The sequence below is a fragment of the Gloeocapsa sp. PCC 7428 genome, from assembly GCF_000317555.1.
Classification (GTDB): domain Bacteria; phylum Cyanobacteriota; class Cyanobacteriia; order Cyanobacteriales; family Chroococcidiopsidaceae; genus Chroogloeocystis.
Genome location: NC_019745.1, coordinates 5,130,034 through 5,151,814 on the forward strand (window position 1 = coordinate 5,130,034; position 21,781 = coordinate 5,151,814).

Genomic DNA, 21,781 nt, shown 5'->3' on the forward strand with positions numbered 1-21,781 from the left:
TACCTAGTTACTGAGTTACGCATCAATCTACTTTGGGATTAGCCGAGGGAATATAGCGATAAGGCAAAGCAACTTCGGTGGGTTTAACGGCACGCTGTAAGGAATTTTCCCCGCGAGTCATATCAGGAATTTCCAGATTTTTGACTTGTGAGGTGACGCTAGCAACGGTTCGCTGATAGTTACGCTCGTTTGGTAATAGGCTTCCTGCCATTGCAAAAAAGGTGTCGGGAATTGCTTGACGTGCAGCTTCTTGTTTGGGCATATTTTGTGTCCGTCGTACCTGATAATAAGAACGTCCTGATATGGATTGTAATGTCTGGCGATCGCGCCAGTACGCTCCATAACGCGGATTGACTAAATTAAATGGACGTTCGTTGAAGCGACGCCGCTGATATGGCACCACATCATCGCCAAAATTCTGCCGATACTCTTCACCATCTACGATCGCGTCGATAAACCCGTTCAAGCCTCGTGTTGCAATCACGATTGACCAAGAAATCTGTTCGTCTTTCCCGTAAGTCGCGCGTCCTAAGAATCGCTTGAAGGTGATATCTACTAAACGATAGTTAGAATTTGTTTCGCCTACCAATTCGCGGTAAACATCCGATTTCCCTAACCCGCGCACAAAATCGCGGACGGTAATAGCTCGATTGCGCAGTTGTGATTCTAGAAATGGTTGACGATACGTTTCTAAAATCAAGTGTTCGCTAAAAATTTGTCGATACGCTGCCCAGATAAGTTCGTTAACGTCTGTATCTGATGTCACATCGGTCATGCGATACATTCTTGGGTCGTCTTCGTCTGGAACTTCGTAGCCAGCAACGCGTTGATTTTGGGTAGTCGGGGTGATTTCAAGTAGAGGTATTGACATTTTGACAGCCTTATAGTAGTGAATAAAAACAGTAAAAATTTGTTTTAAAAAGTTGTACTGAATAATTGCGATTGAGCCAATTGCACGCGCGATCGCACTGCCGCATCTTTTTCGGTTTCTAAAATTTGCGCAAACTTATCCTGAATTTGCGGTGTCAGTTCGGACGTTGTTGCTAGCCCTTGTAAGCCAACAACCGCAGCGTAGCGAATCGACCAGTCTGCATCTTGGGCAATGAACGCTAAAGTCTCTAACGCTTTTGCTTGGGCAGCAGTTTGCTGTTGTGTAGATAATTCACTCCAGCGTAAATTCCCAAGCCCTTTAGCAGCCGCACGCCGGACACTTGGAGCAAAATCGGTCGCTGCCGAAGCGAGTAGAATATCCAAAGCACGCGGGTCAGCGATCGCTGCTAAGGCTCGAATTGCATACGCTCTTGCGCCGTAGTTGTAATCGTCAAGTTGTTCAATTAACGGTTGTACCGCTGGACTACCGATTTGAATTAATCCCTGTACTGCTGCGACAGCGGCGGTAGGATTGTTATAACCCAAGACGGCAATCAGCGTCGATATCCCTGCTGCGACTTCAGCGGCTGCCAAATCCCTGACTGCTGCGACTAAGCGCGGGGCAGAGTCGGCTTGTTCGACGGCGCGAATGAGGGCTTGTGCTTCGGTCATTATAGGGGTCGGAGGTCAGGGTTTATAAGAGGGAGTCCATGAGGTTCATGACTTGGATCGCGTCTTGAGTTGGTGTTTCGTGCTGTTTGGCTTGATGTTCTAGCAGTCCTTTCAGCGCTAGCAGTTTGAAGCTGTTTTCGGCGGCACAACGAGCGATCGCTTCGCGTGCTGGGAAATAACCAATTGCACCTAAATCGCTCAGTGCTGTGCGGCGCAGTTGTAGATCGTCACCTTCTAAAGCTTGCATCAAGCGTTGACCGTAGCGATCTTCCTGCGTCAACTGATACATAGCTCGCGTTGCCGCATATTGAACTTTAGCTTGAGGATGTTCTAAAAATGGTTGAATGAGCGATACTGCTTGCTTTGCTTGTAACGCACCCAAAGCTTCAATTACCGAGTCATAAGGTTGAGTCAAGTGCGGACGCCCTGGAACTGGTACAGCGACCTCTACACCACCTGTTAATAATTCCATTAATGTGGGAATTGCGCTTGGTGCGTCTAACATTCCTAGTGATTGTGCCGCTGCTTCGCGGACGTAATAATCTTCACACGCTAGACAGCGAATCAATCCAGGTACGGCTTGCGTGTCACCAAGTTTTCCTAAGGCTCTAGCCGCGTTGCGCCGCAGCGGGTATCCTCCTAATTCTGTGCGATCGTCTTCGTCTTCTAATGCTGCGATTAAAGCTTCTACTGCTCTTGGTGCGTTGACGCGAAATTTACCCAACCACCAAGCTGCATAGTAGCGCAAGCTCAAATCAGGCGATCGAAGGTTGGCGATCGCCTGTTCTACAGTAAGTCCTTGTGTTTCTGCTACGGAATCTTCTGACCGATTAGAATCCTGCATTAGCTCTTAAGAATCATTAGCATCAACGCTTAACGGTTGAATACTGACAATCTTGCCACCTAAACGGGTAATCCGCTGCATTTCCTCGTTCATGCGGTTGTAGGGAACTGTAACAAATACACTACCACTACGGCGGATATCGTAATTATTTTTGTCAGTTTCTTGGTTCTGACGCAAACCAACAACTTCATAACGAAATACGCGACTGGCGTTAGAGGATACGCCTCCGTTTCCAACGGTTGTTTGACCAAACATGACTGCTTTGTCTCTCCTGTAGTAAGGTCTAATCCTTATCTGCGCCTGCCGCTTTGTTCTTACCTTCAGCTTCTAGGTTTTGCGTCACTGCGGTTGCTTCGCTTTTAGCTTGGCTATTACCATCAATCGTCAGCGGTTCAATACTCACAATGGTGCCACCCATGCGGTGAATGCGCTGCATTTCTTCATTCATCCGATTGTAGGGGACGCTAATGAAGAAACTGCCGCTACTGCGAATCGGATAACTGAGTTGATCGTTTTCGTATGTCTGACGCATTCCTCTGACTTCGTAGCGAAACATCCGATTTTCGGCGTTGCTGAGTCTGCCACTGCCAAGTCCAGTTTGACCAAACATTTTTATTTGTCTTTCCCTGTAGTATTTAGACTTTAAATTGGAGGTACTCAGTTTGAGATAGGCAATGCCTTAGTGCGGGCAAGGCATTGCCTTGTCCCTCATGCTGGGGTGACGCTGACGATCCTGCCACCTTTTTTGGTGATTTCTTGGTACTTCTGCGACAGCCGTTCGTAAGGCACTAAAAATGCAGTACTACTCCGGCGGACTTTGGGATATCCAGGTTGCAGAATTCCCGTCACTTCAATGCGGTACATCCGTCCGCTTTCTTCAGGAGTGCCACCCAGGGCTTTTCGGGGTGCAGCATCCGCAGGAATTGCCGCGTGTTTCCAGGTGGAACCACTACCAGCAGGTTGCACAATGTTGGAAGCTTGGTTGCGTCCGAGTTCGCGCATTAACCGAGGCGATTTGCCGCCTACAGTGCCGCGATCGCTTGTCGCATATCCGCGATACAGCCGGAACATCCGTGTAAAACCAGTGGTTTGCACGCCTGGCTCGACCATAAAGCCGCGATAATACGGAACAACGTTATTACCAAAGCTGTTTTCGTATTCAATGCTATCGATATGCGAATCAATCTCAGCATCGTAACCTTGCTCCTCACACAGTTGCGTATGATAAGCTAGTTCTTCTTCGCTATATGGTGCGCGACCTAAAAGATGCTTGAAATTGAGTTCAACAAAGCGTTGATTTGAATTTGGATAGAAAAACTTGTTTTTGTATAAATCTGATTTAGCGACGGCGCGAACAAAATCGCGAACTGTGATATTTCCTTGCCGTAGAAGCGATTCCGCAGATGTTAGACGTTCTGCTTGCATCACATAGTCGTTGCCTAATACCTGACGATAAACAGCACGAATAACGGTCTGAATGTCATCTTCTGTCCAATCGGGTCGCAACTCAACTCTTGATGAAGCATCAAACGCCGAAAGCCCTAAACGCCCTGCGGCTGCTAAATTGTTTACCATTAAAGCGCTCATCAACGGTTCTCCCAACGCAATAAATTTTTGATTCTGCAAAATTGGAAAAACAATGCCCGGAAAAATTAGCAACTGCTAGCTTTTTGCGCCAACACTCGCTTACTCTTCCGGGCATCGCACCTGAATACTAGCTCAGGGCGTTGATAGCGTAGTCAATGTATGTGTTGGCTTCGTTAGCTGCTTGACCTTGCAAGCCATGGTTGGACTTGATGTGCTTCAATGCTTCGACGTACCAGCTAGGAGATAGGTCGAAAGAGCGGTTGATTTCATCCAAACCAGCAATTAAGTACTCGTCCATTGGACCTGTACCACCAGCAACTAGGCAGTAAGTTACCATGCGTAGGTAGTGACCAATGTCACGCGCACACTTGGATTTACCGCGCGAATCAGCAGCATACTGAGGTCCTTGCATTTGGGTGGTGTAAGGAAACTTCTGATAAACTGCTTGTGCGGCTCCGTCAATGAGTTGCTGTGACTTTTGAGTCAATGCTCTTGCAGCTTCCATGCTGGCTGCTGCACGGTCAAAGCGACCATTAATAGCTTGTAATTCGGTGTTGCTTAAAAAACGACCTTGGGTATCCGCAGCGCCGATTGCTTCTGTAATTGGGGTTTTCATTGTTGCAATATCTCCTTTTTGTTTTCTCGAAGTTTAATTCAGCTATATAAGCTTTGAAAATATTAGGCAACAGCAGAAGCAGCGCGGTCAAAGTAGCTAGCTACTTCAGACATTAATTGGCTGCAATCACCTTGGGTAATACCGTTGGGGTCGTTAGCAATCTTGATAGCAGCATCTTTCATTTTTTGCACGCCAGCTGCAACTGAACCACCAGGTACGCCCAAAGCTTGGTACGTTTCGCGCAGACCATTCAAGCAGCGATCGTCAAGTACGCTAGCATCACCAGCCATTACAGCATATGTTACATAGCGCAAGATGATTTCCATGTCGCGTAAGCAAGCAGCCATACGACGGTTGGTGTAAGCATTTCCGCCTGGTTGGATCAACTGAGGCTGCTCTTCAAACAACGCACGGGCTGCATCGGTAACAATGCTCGAAGCGTTGCTGGTGATGCGGTTCACTGTATCCAAGCGCTTGTTGCCGTCTTTTACCATGTTGGTGAGTGCGTCTAATTGCTCGCTGCTTAAGAACTCACCTCTTGAGTCAGCTTGGGATACTACTTTGGCGAATGCATCTAACATCGACTTTATTCTCCTAAATGAGCGAAAAGTAGAGTGCTGTTTTTAAAATCAGGAATGTTGTTGTATGCGGTTGGAATTGACCGCAACAGACTTTACTCAAAACACTTTTTCAAGCTATTCTCAGTTGCTCTTGGTCGTTAGTTGGGGATCAAACGGTACAAGAGAGAAATCTGAGAAGGTGTGTGACTTTTATGAGAAAGTCGTTTACTTGATGGATAAGTGTTTTTGTTGCTTTTGCCTGTTACTTAACCCCTCCAGGTAATCTTTATACAATGCCCTCGTGTCATTGTTTTTTACAAGTTGTTAAGTTTTTCCCGTACTTGCTAAATAAAAGCTCAAACCCTTTCTACACATTGATTGCACTTTATAAAAAGCATTTTTAGCTGTAACAAAACTTCACGTAATTATACTTATTTAAGCTCGACATTTTTTCTTTATTTTTTCTTTACCTTTTCTCTATATCCTGTAGAGCAAGGCTTCTAACCTATTCATGGTCATTGCATCTAAATACAAAATATTAAGAAATACAAACGAGTTGTATCTAAATATTTCTATTAGTTGTTGCAATTCTTTAGCTAATCAGTCGGTGAAGTTTAGCTGCGATCGCAACTCGTTAACACAAAACCAGCACCCCAATCAAGCGATCGCCATCCGACGACGCAAAACTTGCAAAAGCGTAGTGAAACTAGCAGGCAAAGGCGCGATCGCTTCAATAAATTCACCACTCATAGGATGCTGTAACTTAAGTTTCCAGGCGTGTAGTGCTTGTCCTGGAAGATTCACCCCAACCGAATGACCCGAACTGTAAACAGGATCGCCCACAATCGGATGACCCAGCGCAGCACTATGAACGCGAATTTGATGCGTACGTCCTGTTTCTAGCTGAAAGTGCATCAACGTATAATTACCTAATCGCTCCAAAGTCTGCCAGTGCGTAACCGCAGAACGTCCCCCTTTCTCCACAGAGACAACCGCCATTTTCTTGCGATCTACCGGATGACGACCGATGGGAAAGTCAACTGTACCACTCTCTGATTTCGGAACACCATAGACAACACCGAGATATTCTCTACGCGCAGTTTTTGCTTTGAGTTGTGCTTGCAGATGTTGTTGCGCAAAGTCGGTTTTGGCAATCGCGATCGCCCCTGTCGTATCTTTATCTAAACGATGCACAATTCCAGGGCGCTGTACGCCGCCAATTCCAGGTAAATTAGGACAGTGCGCGAGTAAGGCATTGACGAGGGTACCACCAGCATGACCAGGTGCAGGATGAACAACTAGCCCTGCTGGTTTATTAATAATTAACAGCGAGTCATCTTCATAAAGAATATCTAAGGGAATATCTTCCGGTTGCAAATCGAGTGGTTGTGCATCGGGAATTTCAACTGTAATGCGATCGCCTGGTTTTATCGTGATTTTTTTGGAGGTACAAACTCGATCGTTAAGTTGTACTTGTCCTTGTTCGATCAGGTGTTGAATGCGCGATCGCGACAAATCAGATAATTCTTGTGCCAAATAACGGTCAAGGCGATCGCTTTGTGCTTGTACTTGAATGGCGATTATCAATTCAGAATCAACTCAGCAGAAATCATCAATTTCTATTGTGGCCAATCTAAATTTTGTTTTGAAAACGAATTACATTCGGCTGACAAATTACTACATATTTTTTAAGAGTTTTACATTATCAAAAATTAAATCTAGTGATATAGGAAGTATTTTTACTGCTACGTGCCGTTAGACACCAAGACACAACCTCAACGCTTTAGATAACACTGACGACTTCTACGATTTCAAAACCGTTGTAGCATTTTTAAACACATTGTAGTATGTAGTATATACACTACAAAAAAGCGAACGGTTCTTATGCACTCTGGTGACGAGCCTTTCACAAAAGTAGACATCAACGTATCACTTGTAGAGCAGTTGGTCGCCATACAGTTTCCCCAATGGGCGAAGCTTCCTATCAAACCAGTTACATTCGGTGGAGTGGACAATAGAACCTTTCATTTAGGCGAAAATATGTCTGTGAGACTGCCAAGCGCCCAAAGTTACTCGGCTCAAGTAGGAAAAGAACACCAATGGTTGCCGAAACTTGCGCCACTTCTACCGCTTCCAATCCCTATCCCTCTTGCGATGGGCGTCCCTGCCAATGGCTATCCCTGGCACTGGTCTATCTATCGTTGGCTGGAAGGTGAGAACGCTGCGATTGAGCGTATAGCTGATCTCCATCAATTTGCGATCGCGCTTGCTCAGTTCCTTGCTGCCTTGCAGCGGATCGATCCAGCAGATGGTCCACCGCCTGGGTCGCATAACTTTTTTCGTGGTGGGTCGCTAACAATTTACGATGCAGATACCCGACAGTCAGTGGCAACTTTAGAGAATGAGATTGATACCGACGCAGCGATCGCAGTGTGGGAAGCAGCCCTTGAGGCAGCATGGCACGGTTCACCCGTTTGGGTTCATGGAGATGTCAGTGCAGCGAATCTGCTAGTGAAAAAAGGACAATTGATTGCTGTCATTGACTTTGGGTGTTTAGGAGTCGGCGATCCTGCTTGCGACTTGACTATTGCGTGGACACTATTGAGCGGGGAAAGTCGGCAAGCATTTCGTGCGTCTGTTCCAGTAGATAGCGCAACCTGGGCGCGAGGTAGAGGTTGGGCACTGTGGAAGGCGCTGATTACACTTGTCGAACATATCAAGACCAACCCCATAGAAGCGGAAAAAGCGCGATACGTAATCGATGAAGTGCTTGCTGATGCTCAGCAATGACCCATCACTATGCTCAAGAAACCATTTCGGCAGTGACACTACATAGTGCTAATGTCACATTCGCCGATGCCCTCCGACTACTGATGTCACTTTACATAGGGAAAACTATTTTGAGGAAGAATTTTACTTAAAGCTGGGCGTCTTTTACATCAGCCGTACCTATCTTTTCCAGTGGGCGACAGCTAGACAGAATCTCATGCATTTTTACGACATTGCCAATCACCGCGATCGCCGGTGCGCTAAATTGTTTCGCTTCCATCTGCGACACAATTGTTTCTATTGTCCCAATCAACTCTTCTTGTTCGGGGCGCGTACCCCAGCGGACTAAAGCAATGGGTGTTTCTAAACTTAATCCGGCGGCGTGTAACTGTTCGATAATATGCGGGAGATTGTGAATTCCCATGTAGATGACGATCGTTTCGGAACCATGCGCGATCGCGTGCCAATTGACGATTGGGCTATACTTGCCTGCGGCTTCGTGACCTGTTACGAATGTTACTGAAGAACTATAGCTACGATGCGTTAACGGAATTCCTGCATAAGCAGGTGCAGCAATACCCGAAGTAATTCCAGGAACAACTTCAACGGGGATTCCTGCCTGAATCAAGTCTGCCATTTCCTCACCACCGCGACCAAAAACAAACGGATCGCCGCCTTTTAGCCGTACTACAATCGCGTTGTCTTGGGCTTTTTCAATTAAAAGTTGCGTAATCTCATCCTGAATCAACGAATGACGCCCGCGACGTTTTCCCGCATGAATTTTTTCCGCTTGCGGGTTAATCATCATCAAAATTGCCGGACTCACTAATGCATCATAGATGACAACATCTGCACACTCTAATAATCCTTTTCCTTTAAGCGTCATTAACCCTGGATCTCCAGGTCCCGCACCCACTAAATAAACCTTACCCAATTCTTCTTTCTCCGCGTGCATTGTTCATTTTTCAACCAAGTCCCAAATTAAACCAGCTAACTCCGCACTCGCGCCGATTGGTTCGGTCAAATGTAACTTTGTCCTAAAAGACGCTTGTAATTGTGCTACGAGTTGCGCGATCGCATCGGTAATTCCTCCAGCAAAAAGAAAGTAGGGTAAAATCCCGATTTGCTGATGACCTGCGGTAACTAATGCTTGTATGCGTGCCTCTAAACTCGGTGCAACTGCCCAATAAGCATCTACGGCATTCAACTGCTTGGCTATGGCTTTCACGGGTTCTTTCGCACCAGGGCGGCGGCTACCGTGCGATAATAAAATCCAACTGGTCATGTCGTTACGAGTCATCGTTGCAGCTAACAGACGCACCAAACCTGGATGCGTACCGAGATGCGGTCGCAAATTAATTGTGACTTCGTTTCCTATAGTTTGTTGAGCGATCGCTACTTGTGCGGGAATATCTTCTTTAACGTGCGTTCCTGGTAGTAAAAAGACTGGGACGATCTGTATTTTTTTGTAACCTTGGGTCAGCGCGCGATCGCTAAATTCCTTGATTTGCTGCGCTAATGATAGCGAACTTAACTCTAAACAGGCTTTGTCAACAAGTGGCGGCTTAATGGAACTGACACTGAGTGTGGACGCGCGATAGAAACGATCTCTACACTGCTGTTGATTGCTTGCGCTGATTTGTGCTGACGAGTCAGCAAGCAATCTTACCAACTGCTCCATAGCAAATTCAGGTCGCGGGTCGCGACTTCCATGTGATACTAGCAAATAAGCAGATGGCATCAACCAAGTAATATCAATATTGTTATCTCTTAGCTATTATAATTAAAACCTTCTTCTTGATTTATTCTGTATCATTTTTGTCTGTTTCTTACGACTCTAACTCAGTCAAAATTTTGGATAACTCTGATTTTAGCGATTAAGAATCTATATCTTATAAAAATATGAAAGGTCAGCAGGTTAAATTCCTACTGACCTTTTCAAATCTATTTCTTACGCTCGAAAACTAGGTATCTTATTGCTTATCCGCGACTGGGTCTGCAATATAGCGGAAGGTTGGTTCAGAGTTCCAAGGACCGCGCTCGTCTTGCTTACCGTTTGTAGAGAGATTATAATAGATATCTACGGTTTCATCCGGCTGAATTTCACCGAAGAATGGATCGGTAAGCTTACCCAGAGAGTCCAAAGCTTTCATGAACATCTGAGTGTGAGAAATTTCTCTCGTGAGTAGATGTACTAAAGTTTTCTTAGTACCCTCATCAGGGGCTAATTTGATAAGATCCTCATAGGTTTGACGCGCACCCGCTTCAGCCGCGATATTAGCGCGTAGGTCGCGGACTACATTACCACCTTCATTGAGATAGGTAGCCGTCCAAGCGTTACCTTGGCTGTCCAAGAAATGAGGTCCCATACCACGTACGGCAAACAATGTACTTTTGTAGGCTTCTGTCTGGTCTACATTTTTAGTGTGCGCTTCAATCAGCTTACCGACCATTTCTAAATGACCGAATTCCTCAATTGCAATATCCTGAAGCATATCTTTGATGCCAGAATGCTCAACATGGAATGACTGCACCCAGTATTGTAAAGCAGCAGAAAGTTCGCCTGTTGCTCCCCCAAACTGCTCTAGCAGTAGCTGGGCAAAACGGGGGTTTGCTTCATCAATATTGACAACGTGAATTGGTTCTTTTTTGTGAAAAAACACAGTATTCTCCCTCTCTTTGACTGCGGTGTATTAAATTCAGTTGGATAATTTGTGGTAAAATTCCTGCAATTAACCAACTTAAATTTAATTTCAGACGGGTTTGTAATCTTTATTAAAATGTTAGTCTCGATAGCTAACTCATACTTACACCGGAAGAAAGATTTTGCAGTCAAGTTTTTCTACCCAAAGTTGGCATTTTTGAGGTTTTTTATGCTTTTTTCCAACTGATAATAGTGTATGACATAACACATAATTAAGGTTACATATTATACATACGCTTGTCGCAGTCAATAAAGGAGATTGACTGCGAAGCGAAAAGGAAACAAAAATAGTCCGCGAAGGTCGATTGAAAATATAAAAAAGTCTGAGTTATAAGGAATAAATACTCGTGTTCTTCTCCAAACGCCGCCAGCGGCTAGCCATTTTATTATTTAGCTTTTGCCTAAGTGGAGTTTTACTACTAAATAGTAGTTGGGCTGCAACACAACCAGCACCTGTACAGGCTGAGACGAATGCATCAGTAGTCAATCAACCGCTCTCAGTAACAGAAAATGTCCGCAAGACAGTACTAGAAAATGGGCTAACAGTATTGACAAAAGAAGTTCGTACCGCGCCCGTCGTGAGCGTACAATTGTGGTATCAAATTGGTTCGCGGGATGAAGCACCAGGAGTGAATGGCATTGCGCACCAATTAGAACATATGTTATTCAAAGGAACAACTGATCGCCCGATTCAGTTTGGACGCTTATTTAGTGCTTTAGGAAGTGACTCGAATGCGTTTACCAGCTACGACCAAACGGCTTACTTTGGGACAGTAGAACGCAACAAGTTGCAAGCATTGCTAACGCTAGAAGCAGACCGGATGCAAAATGCGTTAATTAATGCCGAGGAACTCGAAAGTGAAAAACGAGTTGTCATCTCTGAGTTGCAAGGATACGAAAATGACCCAGGCTATCGCCTTAGTCGCGCTGTCATGCGGGCAGTGTTTCCTAATAGCCCTTACGGATTACCTATCGGCGGGACACAAGCCGATGTGCAAAACTTTACAGTCGAGCAAGTCCGCGAATACTACCGTAATTACTACAGCCCAGAGAATGCAACTTTAGTTGTTGTGGGGGATTTTGATACAGATACAACTTTAGCAACGATTAATGAGACTTTCGGCAAAATCCCCAATCAAGAGTCAACGCTTAGCGCTAGTAGAACAGAGAAATTGCGATCGCTACTCGTTCAAAGTCGTAGACCAGAGTCTAACACAAACAACGAGCCGCAAATAGCTAATACGCCAATTGTCTTGCGCGAACCAGGCGCAGCAGCTTCATTACAGACAGTTTATCCATTACCGAACGTTAATCATCCCGATGTACCAGCGCTCGATGTCATGGATTACATTCTCAGCGAAGGTAGGAATTCACGGCTGTATCAAGCATTAATCGAATCGGGGTTGGCAAGCGATGCTGGCGGTTATGTCGCTAGCATGAAATCATCTGGTTGGTATAACCTTGCAGCAACCGCCGCGCCAGGTCAAGCATTGTCTAAAATCGATGGTGTGATGCAACAGGCGATCGCGCAACTGCAAACAAAAGGCGTTACGCAAGCAGAAGTTAACCGCGCGAAAGCCTTAGTCAAAGCGACAGTCATTTTAAGTAATCGCGATATTACCTCGCAAGCAATGCAACTCGGTTATGACCAAACAACAGCGGGTAATTATCGTTTTACAGACCGCTATTTAGCCGCAATCGAACAAGTCACAGCAGCGGATGTCCAACGCGTTGCAAATACTTACTTGCAACCAGAAAAACGCAGAGTCGGCTTTTTTGAACCAACAGCGATCGCCGCAGATCAGTCTGTTGGCGCAGCAGATGCAACGCAAACGCACGAAAGCTTCACCGCAGGACCACCCGTTGACCCCGCAGAAGTTGCCAAATACCTACCACCCATCGAATCAGCAACACCAACCGCGCGTCAGTTACCTGAGCAATTTAAACTGACAAATGGGCTAGAAGTCTTACTTTTACCCGATAAAAGTACGCCGACAGTGACACTCAGTGGCTACATCAAAGCAGGTTCTGAACACGATATTAATACGAAAGCTGGACTAGCTGCACTCACCGCAGATAATTTGATGAATGGCACAAAGACGAAAGATGCGCAAACATTAGCTGCATCGCTAGAAAATCGCGGCGCAAGGTTGGAATTCGCGGCTTTTCGCGAAGGAGTGGACGCGACTGGCTACAGCTTAGCGACAGATTTACCCGTTTTAATTGAGACGTTTGCGGATGTGATGCAAAATGCGAATTTTCCTGCGAATGAATTGGAACTCGCACGAAAACGTGCTTTGACGAATTTAAAGCTAGAGTTAGATTCACCTGCGCAGGTAGCGCGACGCCAATTTCAACAGACAATTTATCCTCCAAATCATCCTTACCATAGCTTCCCCACCGCAGAAAGCTTGCAGCAAATTAGCCGCGCAGATGTGATGCGTTTCTATCAGCAGCATTATCGCCCCGATCAAGTGATTTTAACTTTAGTTGGAGACTTTGAACCGCAACAAGTGCGATCGCTTCTCGAACAACAATTGAAAAACTGGCGATCTCCAGGTAAACCGCCTACGGTGAATTACCCGCAAGTGTCGCTACCTCAATCTGTAATCCGGCGCAGTCCTGTTCTACCTGGCAAAACTCAAGCAATTACGTTGATGGGTTATCGCGGCATTGAGCGACGCGATCCGCGCTACTATAGTGCTTTGCTATTAAATCAAATCTTAGGTGGAGATACGCTGTCAAGTCGTCTAGGTACTGAAATTCGCGATCGCCAAGGATTAACTTATGGCATTTATAGCTATTTCCAAGCAGGTAGAAACGCTGGTCCATTTTTAATTCAAATGCAAACCTCCCCAGAAGATGCAGCGCGGGCAATTGCTAGCACCACTCAATTGTTACAGCAAGTTCACAATCAAGGTGTCAGTCAAAACGAACTCGATACCGCGAAGCGATCGCTCACAAGCGGATATACCGTTTCTTTAGCTAATCCTGATAGCATTGCAACTCAAATTTTGATGAATGCAGTCTATGGACTAGGTGCAGCAGAATTACGTGCGTTTCCGCAAAAGTTGAATTCAGTAACGCTGACTCAAGTTAATCAAGCAGCAAAAGAGTTGTTGCAACCAAACAATATTGTCGTCGTTACCGCCGGACCTGGAAGAAGCGCCATCAACCGATGAAAATTGCGATCGCTTTAGTGCTATGCTGTGCGCGCTCGTCTGTAGCGATAAGATAAATTACTTTAGAATAGAAAGTAATACTTGATAAAAATGCCAAAACTACGGCGATCGCTCAATTGATTGACAGCAAAAAAATCTGCTGTAGTCGTCATTCTGCATACCCTCAGTCATTACATCGATATCTCATGAACATTCTTAGCAACTTACTATCTCAACCGACTCAAGCCCCGCGTCAGAAAAAGCAACGCAGAGGTATTGAAATCAAATCAGCGCGTGAAATCGAGATCATGCGTCAATCGGCAAAGATTGTAGCTACAGTGCTCAAAGAAATTTCTGAGATGGTACAGCCAGGAATGACAACAGCAGACTTAGACGCTTACGCCGAAAAGCGCATCCGCGAAATGGATGCAACTCCTAGCTTCAAAGGCTATCACGGCTTCCCTAGTTCGATCTGCGCAAGTATCAACAACGAAGTTGTCCACGGTATTCCTAATCCGAAGAAAGTCATTCGTAACGGCGACGTTTTAAAAGTTGATACGGGCGCATACCACCAAGGCTTTCACGGTGACTCGTGTATTACGATTGCGGTTGGTGATGTGTCTTCTGAAGCTGCTAAATTGATTCGCGTAGCCGAAGAAGCATTATACAAAGGCATTGCACAAGTCAAAGCCGGAAACTATCTCATGGATATTGCGGGCGCAATTCAAGACCATGTAGAAGCAAATGGCTTTGTAATTGTCGAAGATTTTACAGGTCATGGTGTCGGTCGTAACCTTCATGAAGAACCCTCTGTGTTTAACTTCCGCACGCGCGAAATGCCTAACGTGAAGTTAAGGGCGGGAATGACCCTCGCCATCGAACCAATTTTAAACGCTGGTTCTAAACTGACTCGGACACTAAGCGATCGCTGGACAGCAGTAACAGTAGATAATTCGCTTTCAGCACAGTTCGAGCATACCGTATTAGTCACCGATAGTGGTTATGAGATTTTGACAGATCGAACAAAAGTTTAGACTAGTTCTAAAAGCGTTTCTTTTTAGGGAGGTAGGATGTGACTCGCAACAAACTACCTCTTTGCTTTAAGTATGGTTAAAATTCCATCTTTGAAAATGTGCTTTATAAAGCATTGCATAGCCTATTCACATCGCTACCCATAATTAAATTAATATTGCGGGTAATTTTATCAATATCCCAATCCCACCACCGAATTGCAAGTAATTGCTCAATTTCTGCATCACTAAATCGCTGCTTAAGTCGTTGTGCAGGATTACCGCCAGCAACGGTGTAAGGGAGAATATCTTTTACGACGACAGATCTTGCAGCAATGATTGCACCGTCACCAATTTTAACTCCTGGCATAATCAGCGATTCGTAGCCAATCCAAACATCGTTGCCAATGACAGTATCGCCCTTGCTGGGTAAATTCATTACCTGATCAAGCGCAGTTTCCCAACCGTGTCCAAAAATCGGGAAAGGATACGTAGATATGCCATCAAGTTTGTGATTTGCGCCGTTCATAATAAACTTTACATTTGTGGCAACGGCACAGAATTTGCCAATAATTAAGCGATCGCCGCCGTAGTTATACAAAACATTTTTCTCAAAACCTTCCGGATCGACCGGATCGTCGTAGTACGAGTAATCGCCAACAATAATATTTGGTGCTTTAATAAAATTTTTGATAAAGCAAACACGACGCTGATCGACCATCGGATAAGGTCGGTTGGGATCGGGTCCAGATCGAGTCAATCGGCGTACTCCTCATTAAAAATCTATAGCAATGGAAGTATAGCTGAGGACATTGCTCGCTCTAACGTCTGACCTCTAATCTCTGACCCCTACTATAAGATGAAGAAGAATTTCCTGCTAGACTCGTTTGCGAATGCGATCGCGATAGATCACTCACTATGAACAAAACTGATTTAGCCTTTACCTCCGCCCTCGAACAAGCGCAGTTAATCCGCAGCGGTGAAGTATCGCCCCTCGAATTAGTCGAACTTTACTTAGAACGCATTCAGCGACTCGATGGTCAAATTGGTAGTTATTTTACTGTCATGGCAGAAACTGCGATCGCCGATGCGAAAGCCAAAACAGAGTTATTGAGTAGAAGCGACGAATTCCCACCATTTTTTGGCGTACCGACCGCAATTAAAGATCTCAATCCTGTTGCGGGTGTTCCCTGTACTTACGGCGTTCCAGTCTTAAAAAACGAAATCGCCACTTACGATGATGGAGTCGTTACGCGCCTTCGCCATGCAGGATTCACAATCTTAGGAAAAACCGCAACATCCGAACTCGGTTCTTTTCCCTATACCGAACCCACAGGATTTCCACCAACGCGCAATCCTTGGAACTTAAATCATACCGCAGGAGGTTCGAGTGGAGGTGCAGCCGCAGCCGTCGCCGCTGGGTTGTGTGCGATCGCGCAAGGTTCGGACGCAGGTGGATCGATTCGCGGTCCCGCATTTTGTTGTGGTTTAGTTGGAATTAAGCCATCACGCGGTAGAGTATCATGGGCACCTGTCGGCGATCGCTTGAGTGGTCTTTCTTCTAATGGTCCGATTGCGCGTACAGTTACAGATGCAGCAGCGTTACTTGATGTCATGTCTGGTTATACCACGGGCGATCCGTATTGGCTACCCGATCCTGAACCAAGTTTTCTTGCAGCAACGACGCAACAATTAGGACGTTTACGCATTGCGTTTACAACAGCAATACCACCAATTGGGGAAGCCGATGCGGTATGTCAACAAGCGGTACACGATACCGTCAAAAAACTACAAACCATGGGACATATTGTCGAACCAGGTTGCCCTGATTTTAGCGGCTTAATTGAACCCTTTACGCGCATTTGGCAATCCGCAGTAGGTGCTAGCGGGATTCCGCAAGAAGTTCTGCAACCACTCAATCAGTGGCTACTCGCACAAAGCGGAACTGCGGGAGATTATTTACGGGCTGTATCACAAATGCAAGCGATCGCCCGTCGAATTGTTGCCTTCTTTGAGTCTGTAGATGTGCTAGTCACGCCAACGTATATGCACCCGCCAATTACTGTTGGTGAATGGGCTAATTTAAATGCAGAAGCGACATTGCAACAAATGGTTAACTGGATTGCACCATGTCCGCCATTTAATGCTAGCGGTCAACCCGCGATCGCACTTCCCACAGGTTTTGATAATAATGGCTTACCAATTGGTATACAACTTGTCGGTCGTCCCGCCGCAGAACCGACTTTAATCGCCTTAGCCGCACAACTCGAAGCCGCTATAACACTGAGTCAACATCGTCCAGCGATCGCGGTGTGAAGCCTCCGATTGCAGTCGAGGCTAACGAAACCAAGTGTGTCTGCGCATACTATTTTGATTCAAAAGTCCACGCAGGTGAACTTTGTTTATGCAGCCGCGAATTCATTCGCACTTGCGTTCATTAATAATCTGCTGATATGCGTAAAAACTTTGTTTCGGCGTTCTTTGCTGCGAATCAAAATCAACGTACACAATGCCAAAGCGCTTGTCGTACCCAAACAGCCACTCAAAGTTATCGCAAAAACTCCATAGAAAATATCCGCGCAAATCTACACCATCGCGTTTTGCTTGTAAAGCACTATCAATATGACGTTTGATGTAGTCAGTACGTAAACGATCTTTAACAATATTTCCGTTTAGCTGTTCGTCAGCCGCACCAAAACCTGCACCGTTTTCGGTAATGTATATCGTCGGATTGCCATACTCATTTTTGATCCACACCAGCAGCTGATAAAGATACTCTGGTCGAACAGGACCATTAAACATTTTCACCTCATCTGGGTTCGTTGAGAACCACTCTGCCCCGTAAGGTGCGGAAGCATCGGCTTTGATATAGGCTGGCGCATAGAAATTAACACCAATAAAATCTGGTTTATGCGCAGCGATTAACTGCATATCCGCTGCTGATACTTGAAGAGCAGGATTATATTTCTGGTGCAATTTCACAATATCATCTGGATATTTGCCTTTATAAATGGCATCCAAAAACCAGCGATTATGCAAACCATCAAACACAGTAGCTGCTTGGACATCTTCTATATTATTTGCATCTAGCGGAATAGTCGGCGTAAAGCTTAAAGTAATGCCAATGACTCCACCTAAATTTAACTGATGATAATTTTGAGTGGCGATCGCACTTGCTAATAACAAATGATGTACTGCTTCTGCTTGTTTGCCGTAAGTTTCATTACTGATCGCATAAGGATTTGCCTTTTTCGCGATCGCATTGTGTGCTAAAGGTTCAATGAAAAATAGATAAATAAAAGGTTCGTTAAACGTAATAAATTTCTTGACGCGATCGCCGTAATTCGTAAACAAAACATTAGTATATTCCACATACCACTGAACCGAATCAGAATGACTCCAACCACCTCTTTGTTGTAATTTATACGGCAAATCCCAATGAAAATTGGTGATGACAGGTTCAATGTCATTTGCTAAAAGATCGTCGATTAACTGATTGTAATAAGCTATACCCTGCGAGTTGACTTCACCCGTCCCATTAGGAAGAATACGCGACCAGGCGATTGAGAAGCGATAAGCATTGACACCCAGTTGTTTCATCAACGCAATATCTTGCAAATACTGCGATCGCTCGTAAAAATTAATCGCAACATTTCCCGTATGCTGTTTGTCAATAAACGCCTTAGTCACCTGATAGTCATTCGTATAAACATCCCAATTTGAGCGTCCTTTACCATCAGCCTGATAACCGCCTTCAACTTGATAAGCAGCACTCGCAACACCCCAAAGAAATTTATCTTGTACAAACATTATTATTTTCCTGCCAACAACTCTTTAGCAGAAGTAGAAATACGCTTACCGTATAAACTCTGTTTTCTAAATCTTCGCTGCGTACTCTCTATGCCTCTGTGGTTAATATTTTTCTGATTACCGCCATCTAGCGCATCTACCCTGACACTTATAAATCAGCATGAGGTTAAAGAAACAACAGATAATGTACACAGGTGCAGGAGTTAATTATGTTAATGTCAGCAATAGGCTTTCACCGTAAAGAATCATGCTGGCGGCAATTTTGTACGACCTTGATGGAACTATCGTCAATACCGATCCTCTCCATTACCAAGTTTGGCGCGAAATATTGCAGGAATACGGTATTGAGATTGATGAAGAGTTCTACAAAAATCACATGAGTGGGCGACTCAATCCCCAAATCGTGCGCGATTTTATGCCAGAGTGGTCAACAAACGCAATTTATGAGTTTAGCGATCGCAAAGAAGCCCGTTTTCGCCAAGTTGCGGGTACTCTCACGCCACTTCCTGGACTTAGCAACGCGATCGCCTGGGGAACCGAACGCGGACTTAAACAAGCATTAGTTACAAACGCGCCGCGTGCGAATGCGGAATATATGTTAGAGGTATTGCAGCTTTCCACCGCATTTGACCGCGTTGTTATCTCCGCTGAGGTTGGTATCCCTAAGCCTGACCCTGCGCCTTATGAGTATATTCTTAAAGAGTTTGGCATCACCCCAGGCGAAGCTTTAGCTTTTGAAGATTCACCTTCGGGAATGCGATCGGCGGTTGCCGCCGGTATTAAAACTGTCGGTATTGCTACGACTCAAGAACCCAGCGAACTGTATGAACTAGGCGCGACCTTAGTTATTCCTGATTATACCGACTCAAGGCTATGGGAATTGCTGGGAGTTCCTAAATAACTAAAATCACAATTAGGCGGAAATAGGCAATAGGTAATTAGTAGATATTCTTTCTAATGTCCAATTACCAGCAATGACCGTATGCAAGCAAGTATTGAGCAAATTTCGCAAGTCAGTGTGTTGGCAGGTTTGGAAACTCCAGACAAGTTGAAGTTGCAACCTCATACACAAGTCGGCCAATATTTGCAAGGAGAAATTGTATTTCATGAAGGCGATCGCTTGCCAGCTAAATTGTATGCTCTCATCGATGGAGCATTACAAGTTACCAAAACCGCAACGACAGGCAAAGAAACGATTTTACGGGCATTACGTGCCGGAGAAATTTTTGCCGCGCCAGCACTTTTGGGTAACGGAATTGCCCCAGCAACCGTAACAGCAGAAACGGATTGTCAAATTCTAACTGTCGAGCGCGATGCATTACTCAGCGCAATTCAGCAAAATCCTGATGTTGCCTTACAGATGCTGATGGTGTTCAATTCGCGCCTGCAACAACTGCATGAAACAGTTCATGGTTTAGTTTCCGAACGCGCGATCGTGCGCTTAGCAAGATTAATTCATTATTCTGCGATAGAATACGGCACCAAAAATACTAAAGATGGCGAGTATTTACACGTCAAGTTACCTTACTATCGCATTGCGCGGAGTATTGGCATTACTTATGAAGAATGCGTAAGATTAATTAAAAGTCTTAACTGCCTTGCTTATTATCGAGGTGGAAAGATCGCGATTTCGGATATGGAGAAATTGGAAGCGATCGCGCGTGGAGAATTAGAAAGGACCGAGTAAATTTACCCTACTTCTGCAATATTGAAATTAAATTATACATCTGAATGACGATCAAAACTATGGTTTGTAGGATAAACGCTATGCTTTTGCCTATACAGAACCATCAATTCTAGAGCTTCTTTAACGCCTTTTTCTAGTGCTGACAACCTTTGATCGACATTATCTAGCCTTTCATGGCAAGACATCATGCCCAAATAAGACCTAAGGGCGCTAATCACGATTTCTGATTTAGACTGCCCTGTTTCTTTCATCCTGGCAAGAATCGCCTGTTCTAACTCAGGAGGAATCCTAACACCAAGGAAGGGATTTGCCATGTCAGTCTTCTGAGTGTAAGCTTTGACCTTTGATGATAACAGTTCGCCAGTGAGTCACAGAAGTTGTAACAATGAATTATAAGAGCTTGAAGTAGTCACTCACGCTTGTGTAACATTGTGATATCTCAACTGCTAAATCGCTATCTTACCAAAGCCCTATCCTGTATGAACATACGCATCGAGCTAAAAAAACATTTCTTGGAAACAGCTTTGCTGCGGCTAAGCCCACCGTTTTATGAAAACATTTGTTATCATTTGTTATCAAGACCGTAATAACTCATCTCAAAACGCTTCAGGTTCAAAACGCGAGGCAATCTTAATGATGGGTCAATTTAGCCATAACAAGAATTGCTAGCGAGTTGCTGAACACAAGCAAGGAGTACTCGATAGTGGCGAGCGATAAGAAGAAAATTTTGGTGGTAGACGATGAAGCAATGATCCGTCGCATTCTCACCACAAGGCTTTCTATGGTGGGGTACAAAGTTGTAGCAGCTGCTGACGGAAAAGAAGCTTTAGAGGTCTTCATAGCCGAAGACCCCGATCTCGTAGTCTTAGATGTAATGCTACCAAAGCTGGATGGATATGGTGTTTGTCAAGAAATTCGCGAGACTTCTGATATTCCGATTATTATGCTAACTGCCTTGGGTGACGTTGCAGATCGCATTACGGGGCTGAAGCTAGGTGCGGATGACTATCTTGTCAAGCCTTTTTCTCCTAAGGAATTGGAAGTCAGAATTGAAGCAATTTTACGCCGAGTCGATCGCGCTAACGTATCCGGTTCGGGAGTCGTATGCGCAGGTAGGTTGCAAATTGATTTTAATAAGCGACAAGTCACGCTTAGTGAAGAGCGAATTCGGTTAACTAATTTAGAATTTAACTTACTAAAACTGCTGGTTCTGCGTGCTGGAGAAGTCATATCTCGTGCTGAAATATTGCAACAGATTTGGGGCTATGGTCCGCGCCAGCAAGCCGATGTCCGAGTTGTTGATGTTCACATCTCGCGGCTACGAGTCAAGCTGAAAGAAGACCCCAAAAACCCAGAATTTATTCATACAGACCGAGGTACGGGCTATTTTTTTCAGAAGGTAACTGAAATCCCACAAGTTCTAGGTGCATAGAATGCAATTAATGTCAAGATAAAGTAGCGATCGCCCTGACACAAAAAAATCTCCAAGTT

Annotated in this window: 22 protein-coding genes; 7 read left to right on the forward strand and 15 right to left on the reverse strand. The window is 44.9% G+C overall.

Features of this window, described 5'->3' with window-relative positions; translation table 11 throughout:
• Nucleotides 1-22: 22 nt before the first annotated feature.
• From GLO7428_RS22560 to GLO7428_RS22600, 9 genes are all read right to left on the reverse strand, one after another.
• Nucleotides 23-871: a phycobilisome rod-core linker polypeptide gene (locus tag GLO7428_RS22560; RefSeq protein ID WP_015190903.1), complete on the reverse strand. Its 849-nt coding sequence runs from the start codon at nt 869-871 to the stop codon at nt 23-25.
• Nucleotides 872-915: 44 nt separating this feature from the next.
• The gene (locus tag GLO7428_RS22565) at nt 916-1,542 is read right to left on the reverse strand and encodes a HEAT repeat domain-containing protein (RefSeq protein WP_015190904.1); all 627 of its coding nucleotides are present in this window, start codon (nt 1,540-1,542) and stop codon (nt 916-918) included.
• A 22-nt stretch (nt 1,543-1,564) separates the two neighbouring features.
• Entirely contained in the window at nt 1,565-2,386 is an 822-nt protein-coding gene (locus tag GLO7428_RS22570; protein WP_015190905.1) for a HEAT repeat domain-containing protein, read from the reverse strand.
• Nucleotides 2,387-2,392: 6 nt separating this feature from the next.
• Complete coding sequence (locus GLO7428_RS22575) at nt 2,393-2,641, reverse strand: phycobilisome linker polypeptide (RefSeq protein ID WP_015190906.1); 249 nt, start codon at nt 2,639-2,641, stop codon at nt 2,393-2,395.
• Nucleotides 2,642-2,669: 28 nt separating this feature from the next.
• Complete coding sequence (locus GLO7428_RS22580; RefSeq protein WP_015190907.1) at nt 2,670-2,996, reverse strand: phycobilisome linker polypeptide; 327 nt, start codon at nt 2,994-2,996, stop codon at nt 2,670-2,672.
• A 98-nt stretch (nt 2,997-3,094) separates the two neighbouring features.
• Complete coding sequence (locus GLO7428_RS22585; protein WP_015190908.1) at nt 3,095-3,973, reverse strand: phycobilisome linker polypeptide; 879 nt, start codon at nt 3,971-3,973, stop codon at nt 3,095-3,097.
• Between the two features lie 127 nt (nt 3,974-4,100).
• Nucleotides 4,101-4,589: a phycocyanin subunit alpha gene (cpcA, locus tag GLO7428_RS22590; RefSeq protein ID WP_015190909.1), complete on the reverse strand. Its 489-nt coding sequence runs from the start codon at nt 4,587-4,589 to the stop codon at nt 4,101-4,103.
• A gap of 62 nt (nt 4,590-4,651) precedes the next feature.
• Nucleotides 4,652-5,170, reverse strand: coding sequence for a phycocyanin subunit beta (locus GLO7428_RS22595; RefSeq protein WP_015190910.1), 519 nt, complete (start codon nt 5,168-5,170; stop codon nt 4,652-4,654).
• A 636-nt stretch (nt 5,171-5,806) separates the two neighbouring features.
• Nucleotides 5,807-6,736, reverse strand: a complete 930-nt coding sequence (locus GLO7428_RS22600) for an RluA family pseudouridine synthase (protein WP_015190911.1) — start codon at nt 6,734-6,736, stop codon at nt 5,807-5,809.
• Nucleotides 6,737-7,033: 297 nt separating this feature from the next.
• Here GLO7428_RS22600 and GLO7428_RS22605 point away from each other — a divergent pair, with 297 nt between their 5' ends.
• On the forward strand, nt 7,034-7,939 hold the full coding sequence (locus GLO7428_RS22605; RefSeq protein ID WP_015190912.1) for an aminoglycoside phosphotransferase family protein: 906 nt from the start codon (nt 7,034-7,036) through the stop codon (nt 7,937-7,939).
• Between the two features lie 127 nt (nt 7,940-8,066).
• Here the strand turns inward: GLO7428_RS22605 and cobA are convergent, their stop codons facing one another.
• The 3 genes from cobA to GLO7428_RS22620 all read right to left on the reverse strand — a co-directional run bounded on the left by cobA (nt 8,067) and on the right by GLO7428_RS22620 (nt 10,581).
• Nucleotides 8,067-8,873, reverse strand: a complete 807-nt coding sequence (cobA, locus tag GLO7428_RS22610) for a uroporphyrinogen-III C-methyltransferase (RefSeq protein ID WP_015190913.1) — start codon at nt 8,871-8,873, stop codon at nt 8,067-8,069.
• Nucleotides 8,874-8,876: 3 nt separating this feature from the next.
• Entirely contained in the window at nt 8,877-9,659 is a 783-nt protein-coding gene (locus GLO7428_RS22615; protein WP_015190914.1) for a sirohydrochlorin chelatase, read from the reverse strand.
• 232 nt (nt 9,660-9,891) lie between these two features.
• Nucleotides 9,892-10,581 (reverse strand): manganese catalase family protein, encoded by a 690-nt coding sequence (locus GLO7428_RS22620; protein WP_015190915.1) that lies wholly within the window; start codon nt 10,579-10,581, stop codon nt 9,892-9,894.
• Nucleotides 10,582-10,969: 388 nt separating this feature from the next.
• Here GLO7428_RS22620 and GLO7428_RS22625 point away from each other — a divergent pair, with 388 nt between their 5' ends.
• Nucleotides 10,970-13,804, forward strand: coding sequence for a pitrilysin family protein (locus tag GLO7428_RS22625; RefSeq protein WP_015190916.1), 2,835 nt, complete (start codon nt 10,970-10,972; stop codon nt 13,802-13,804).
• A 185-nt stretch (nt 13,805-13,989) separates the two neighbouring features.
• On the forward strand, nt 13,990-14,817 hold the full coding sequence (map, locus tag GLO7428_RS22630; protein ID WP_015190917.1) for a type I methionyl aminopeptidase: 828 nt from the start codon (nt 13,990-13,992) through the stop codon (nt 14,815-14,817).
• Nucleotides 14,818-14,920: 103 nt separating this feature from the next.
• On the opposite strand, the gene GLO7428_RS22635 is transcribed toward map, so the two are convergent.
• The gene (locus GLO7428_RS22635; protein WP_051038474.1) at nt 14,921-15,514 is read right to left on the reverse strand and encodes a CatB-related O-acetyltransferase; all 594 of its coding nucleotides are present in this window, start codon (nt 15,512-15,514) and stop codon (nt 14,921-14,923) included.
• A gap of 197 nt (nt 15,515-15,711) precedes the next feature.
• On the opposite strand from GLO7428_RS22635, the gene GLO7428_RS22640 reads away from it, so the two are divergent.
• Nucleotides 15,712-17,109, forward strand: coding sequence for an amidase (locus tag GLO7428_RS22640; protein ID WP_015190919.1), 1,398 nt, complete (start codon nt 15,712-15,714; stop codon nt 17,107-17,109).
• A gap of 102 nt (nt 17,110-17,211) precedes the next feature.
• Here the strand turns inward: GLO7428_RS22640 and GLO7428_RS22645 are convergent, their stop codons facing one another.
• The gene (locus GLO7428_RS22645) at nt 17,212-18,603 is read right to left on the reverse strand and encodes a glycoside hydrolase family 1 protein (RefSeq protein ID WP_015190920.1); all 1,392 of its coding nucleotides are present in this window, start codon (nt 18,601-18,603) and stop codon (nt 17,212-17,214) included.
• Between the two features lie 247 nt (nt 18,604-18,850).
• Between GLO7428_RS22645 and GLO7428_RS22650 the strand changes: the two genes are divergently transcribed.
• Both GLO7428_RS22650 and GLO7428_RS22655 read left to right on the forward strand, forming a co-directional pair.
• Complete coding sequence (locus GLO7428_RS22650; RefSeq protein WP_015190921.1) at nt 18,851-19,504, forward strand: HAD family phosphatase; 654 nt, start codon at nt 18,851-18,853, stop codon at nt 19,502-19,504.
• Between the two features lie 81 nt (nt 19,505-19,585).
• On the forward strand, nt 19,586-20,290 hold the full coding sequence (locus GLO7428_RS22655) for a Crp/Fnr family transcriptional regulator (RefSeq protein WP_015190922.1): 705 nt from the start codon (nt 19,586-19,588) through the stop codon (nt 20,288-20,290).
• 32 nt (nt 20,291-20,322) lie between these two features.
• Here GLO7428_RS22655 and GLO7428_RS28655 read toward each other — a convergent pair whose 3' ends face one another.
• Nucleotides 20,323-20,604, reverse strand: a complete 282-nt coding sequence (locus GLO7428_RS28655) for a hypothetical protein (RefSeq protein WP_015190923.1) — start codon at nt 20,602-20,604, stop codon at nt 20,323-20,325.
• Nucleotides 20,605-20,993: 389 nt separating this feature from the next.
• On the opposite strand from GLO7428_RS28655, the gene rpaB reads away from it, so the two are divergent.
• A complete protein-coding gene (gene rpaB / locus GLO7428_RS22665) occupies nt 20,994-21,722 on the forward strand; it encodes a response regulator transcription factor RpaB (protein WP_015190924.1) in 729 nt (242 codons plus the stop codon).
• Nucleotides 21,723-21,781 lie beyond the last annotated feature (59 nt).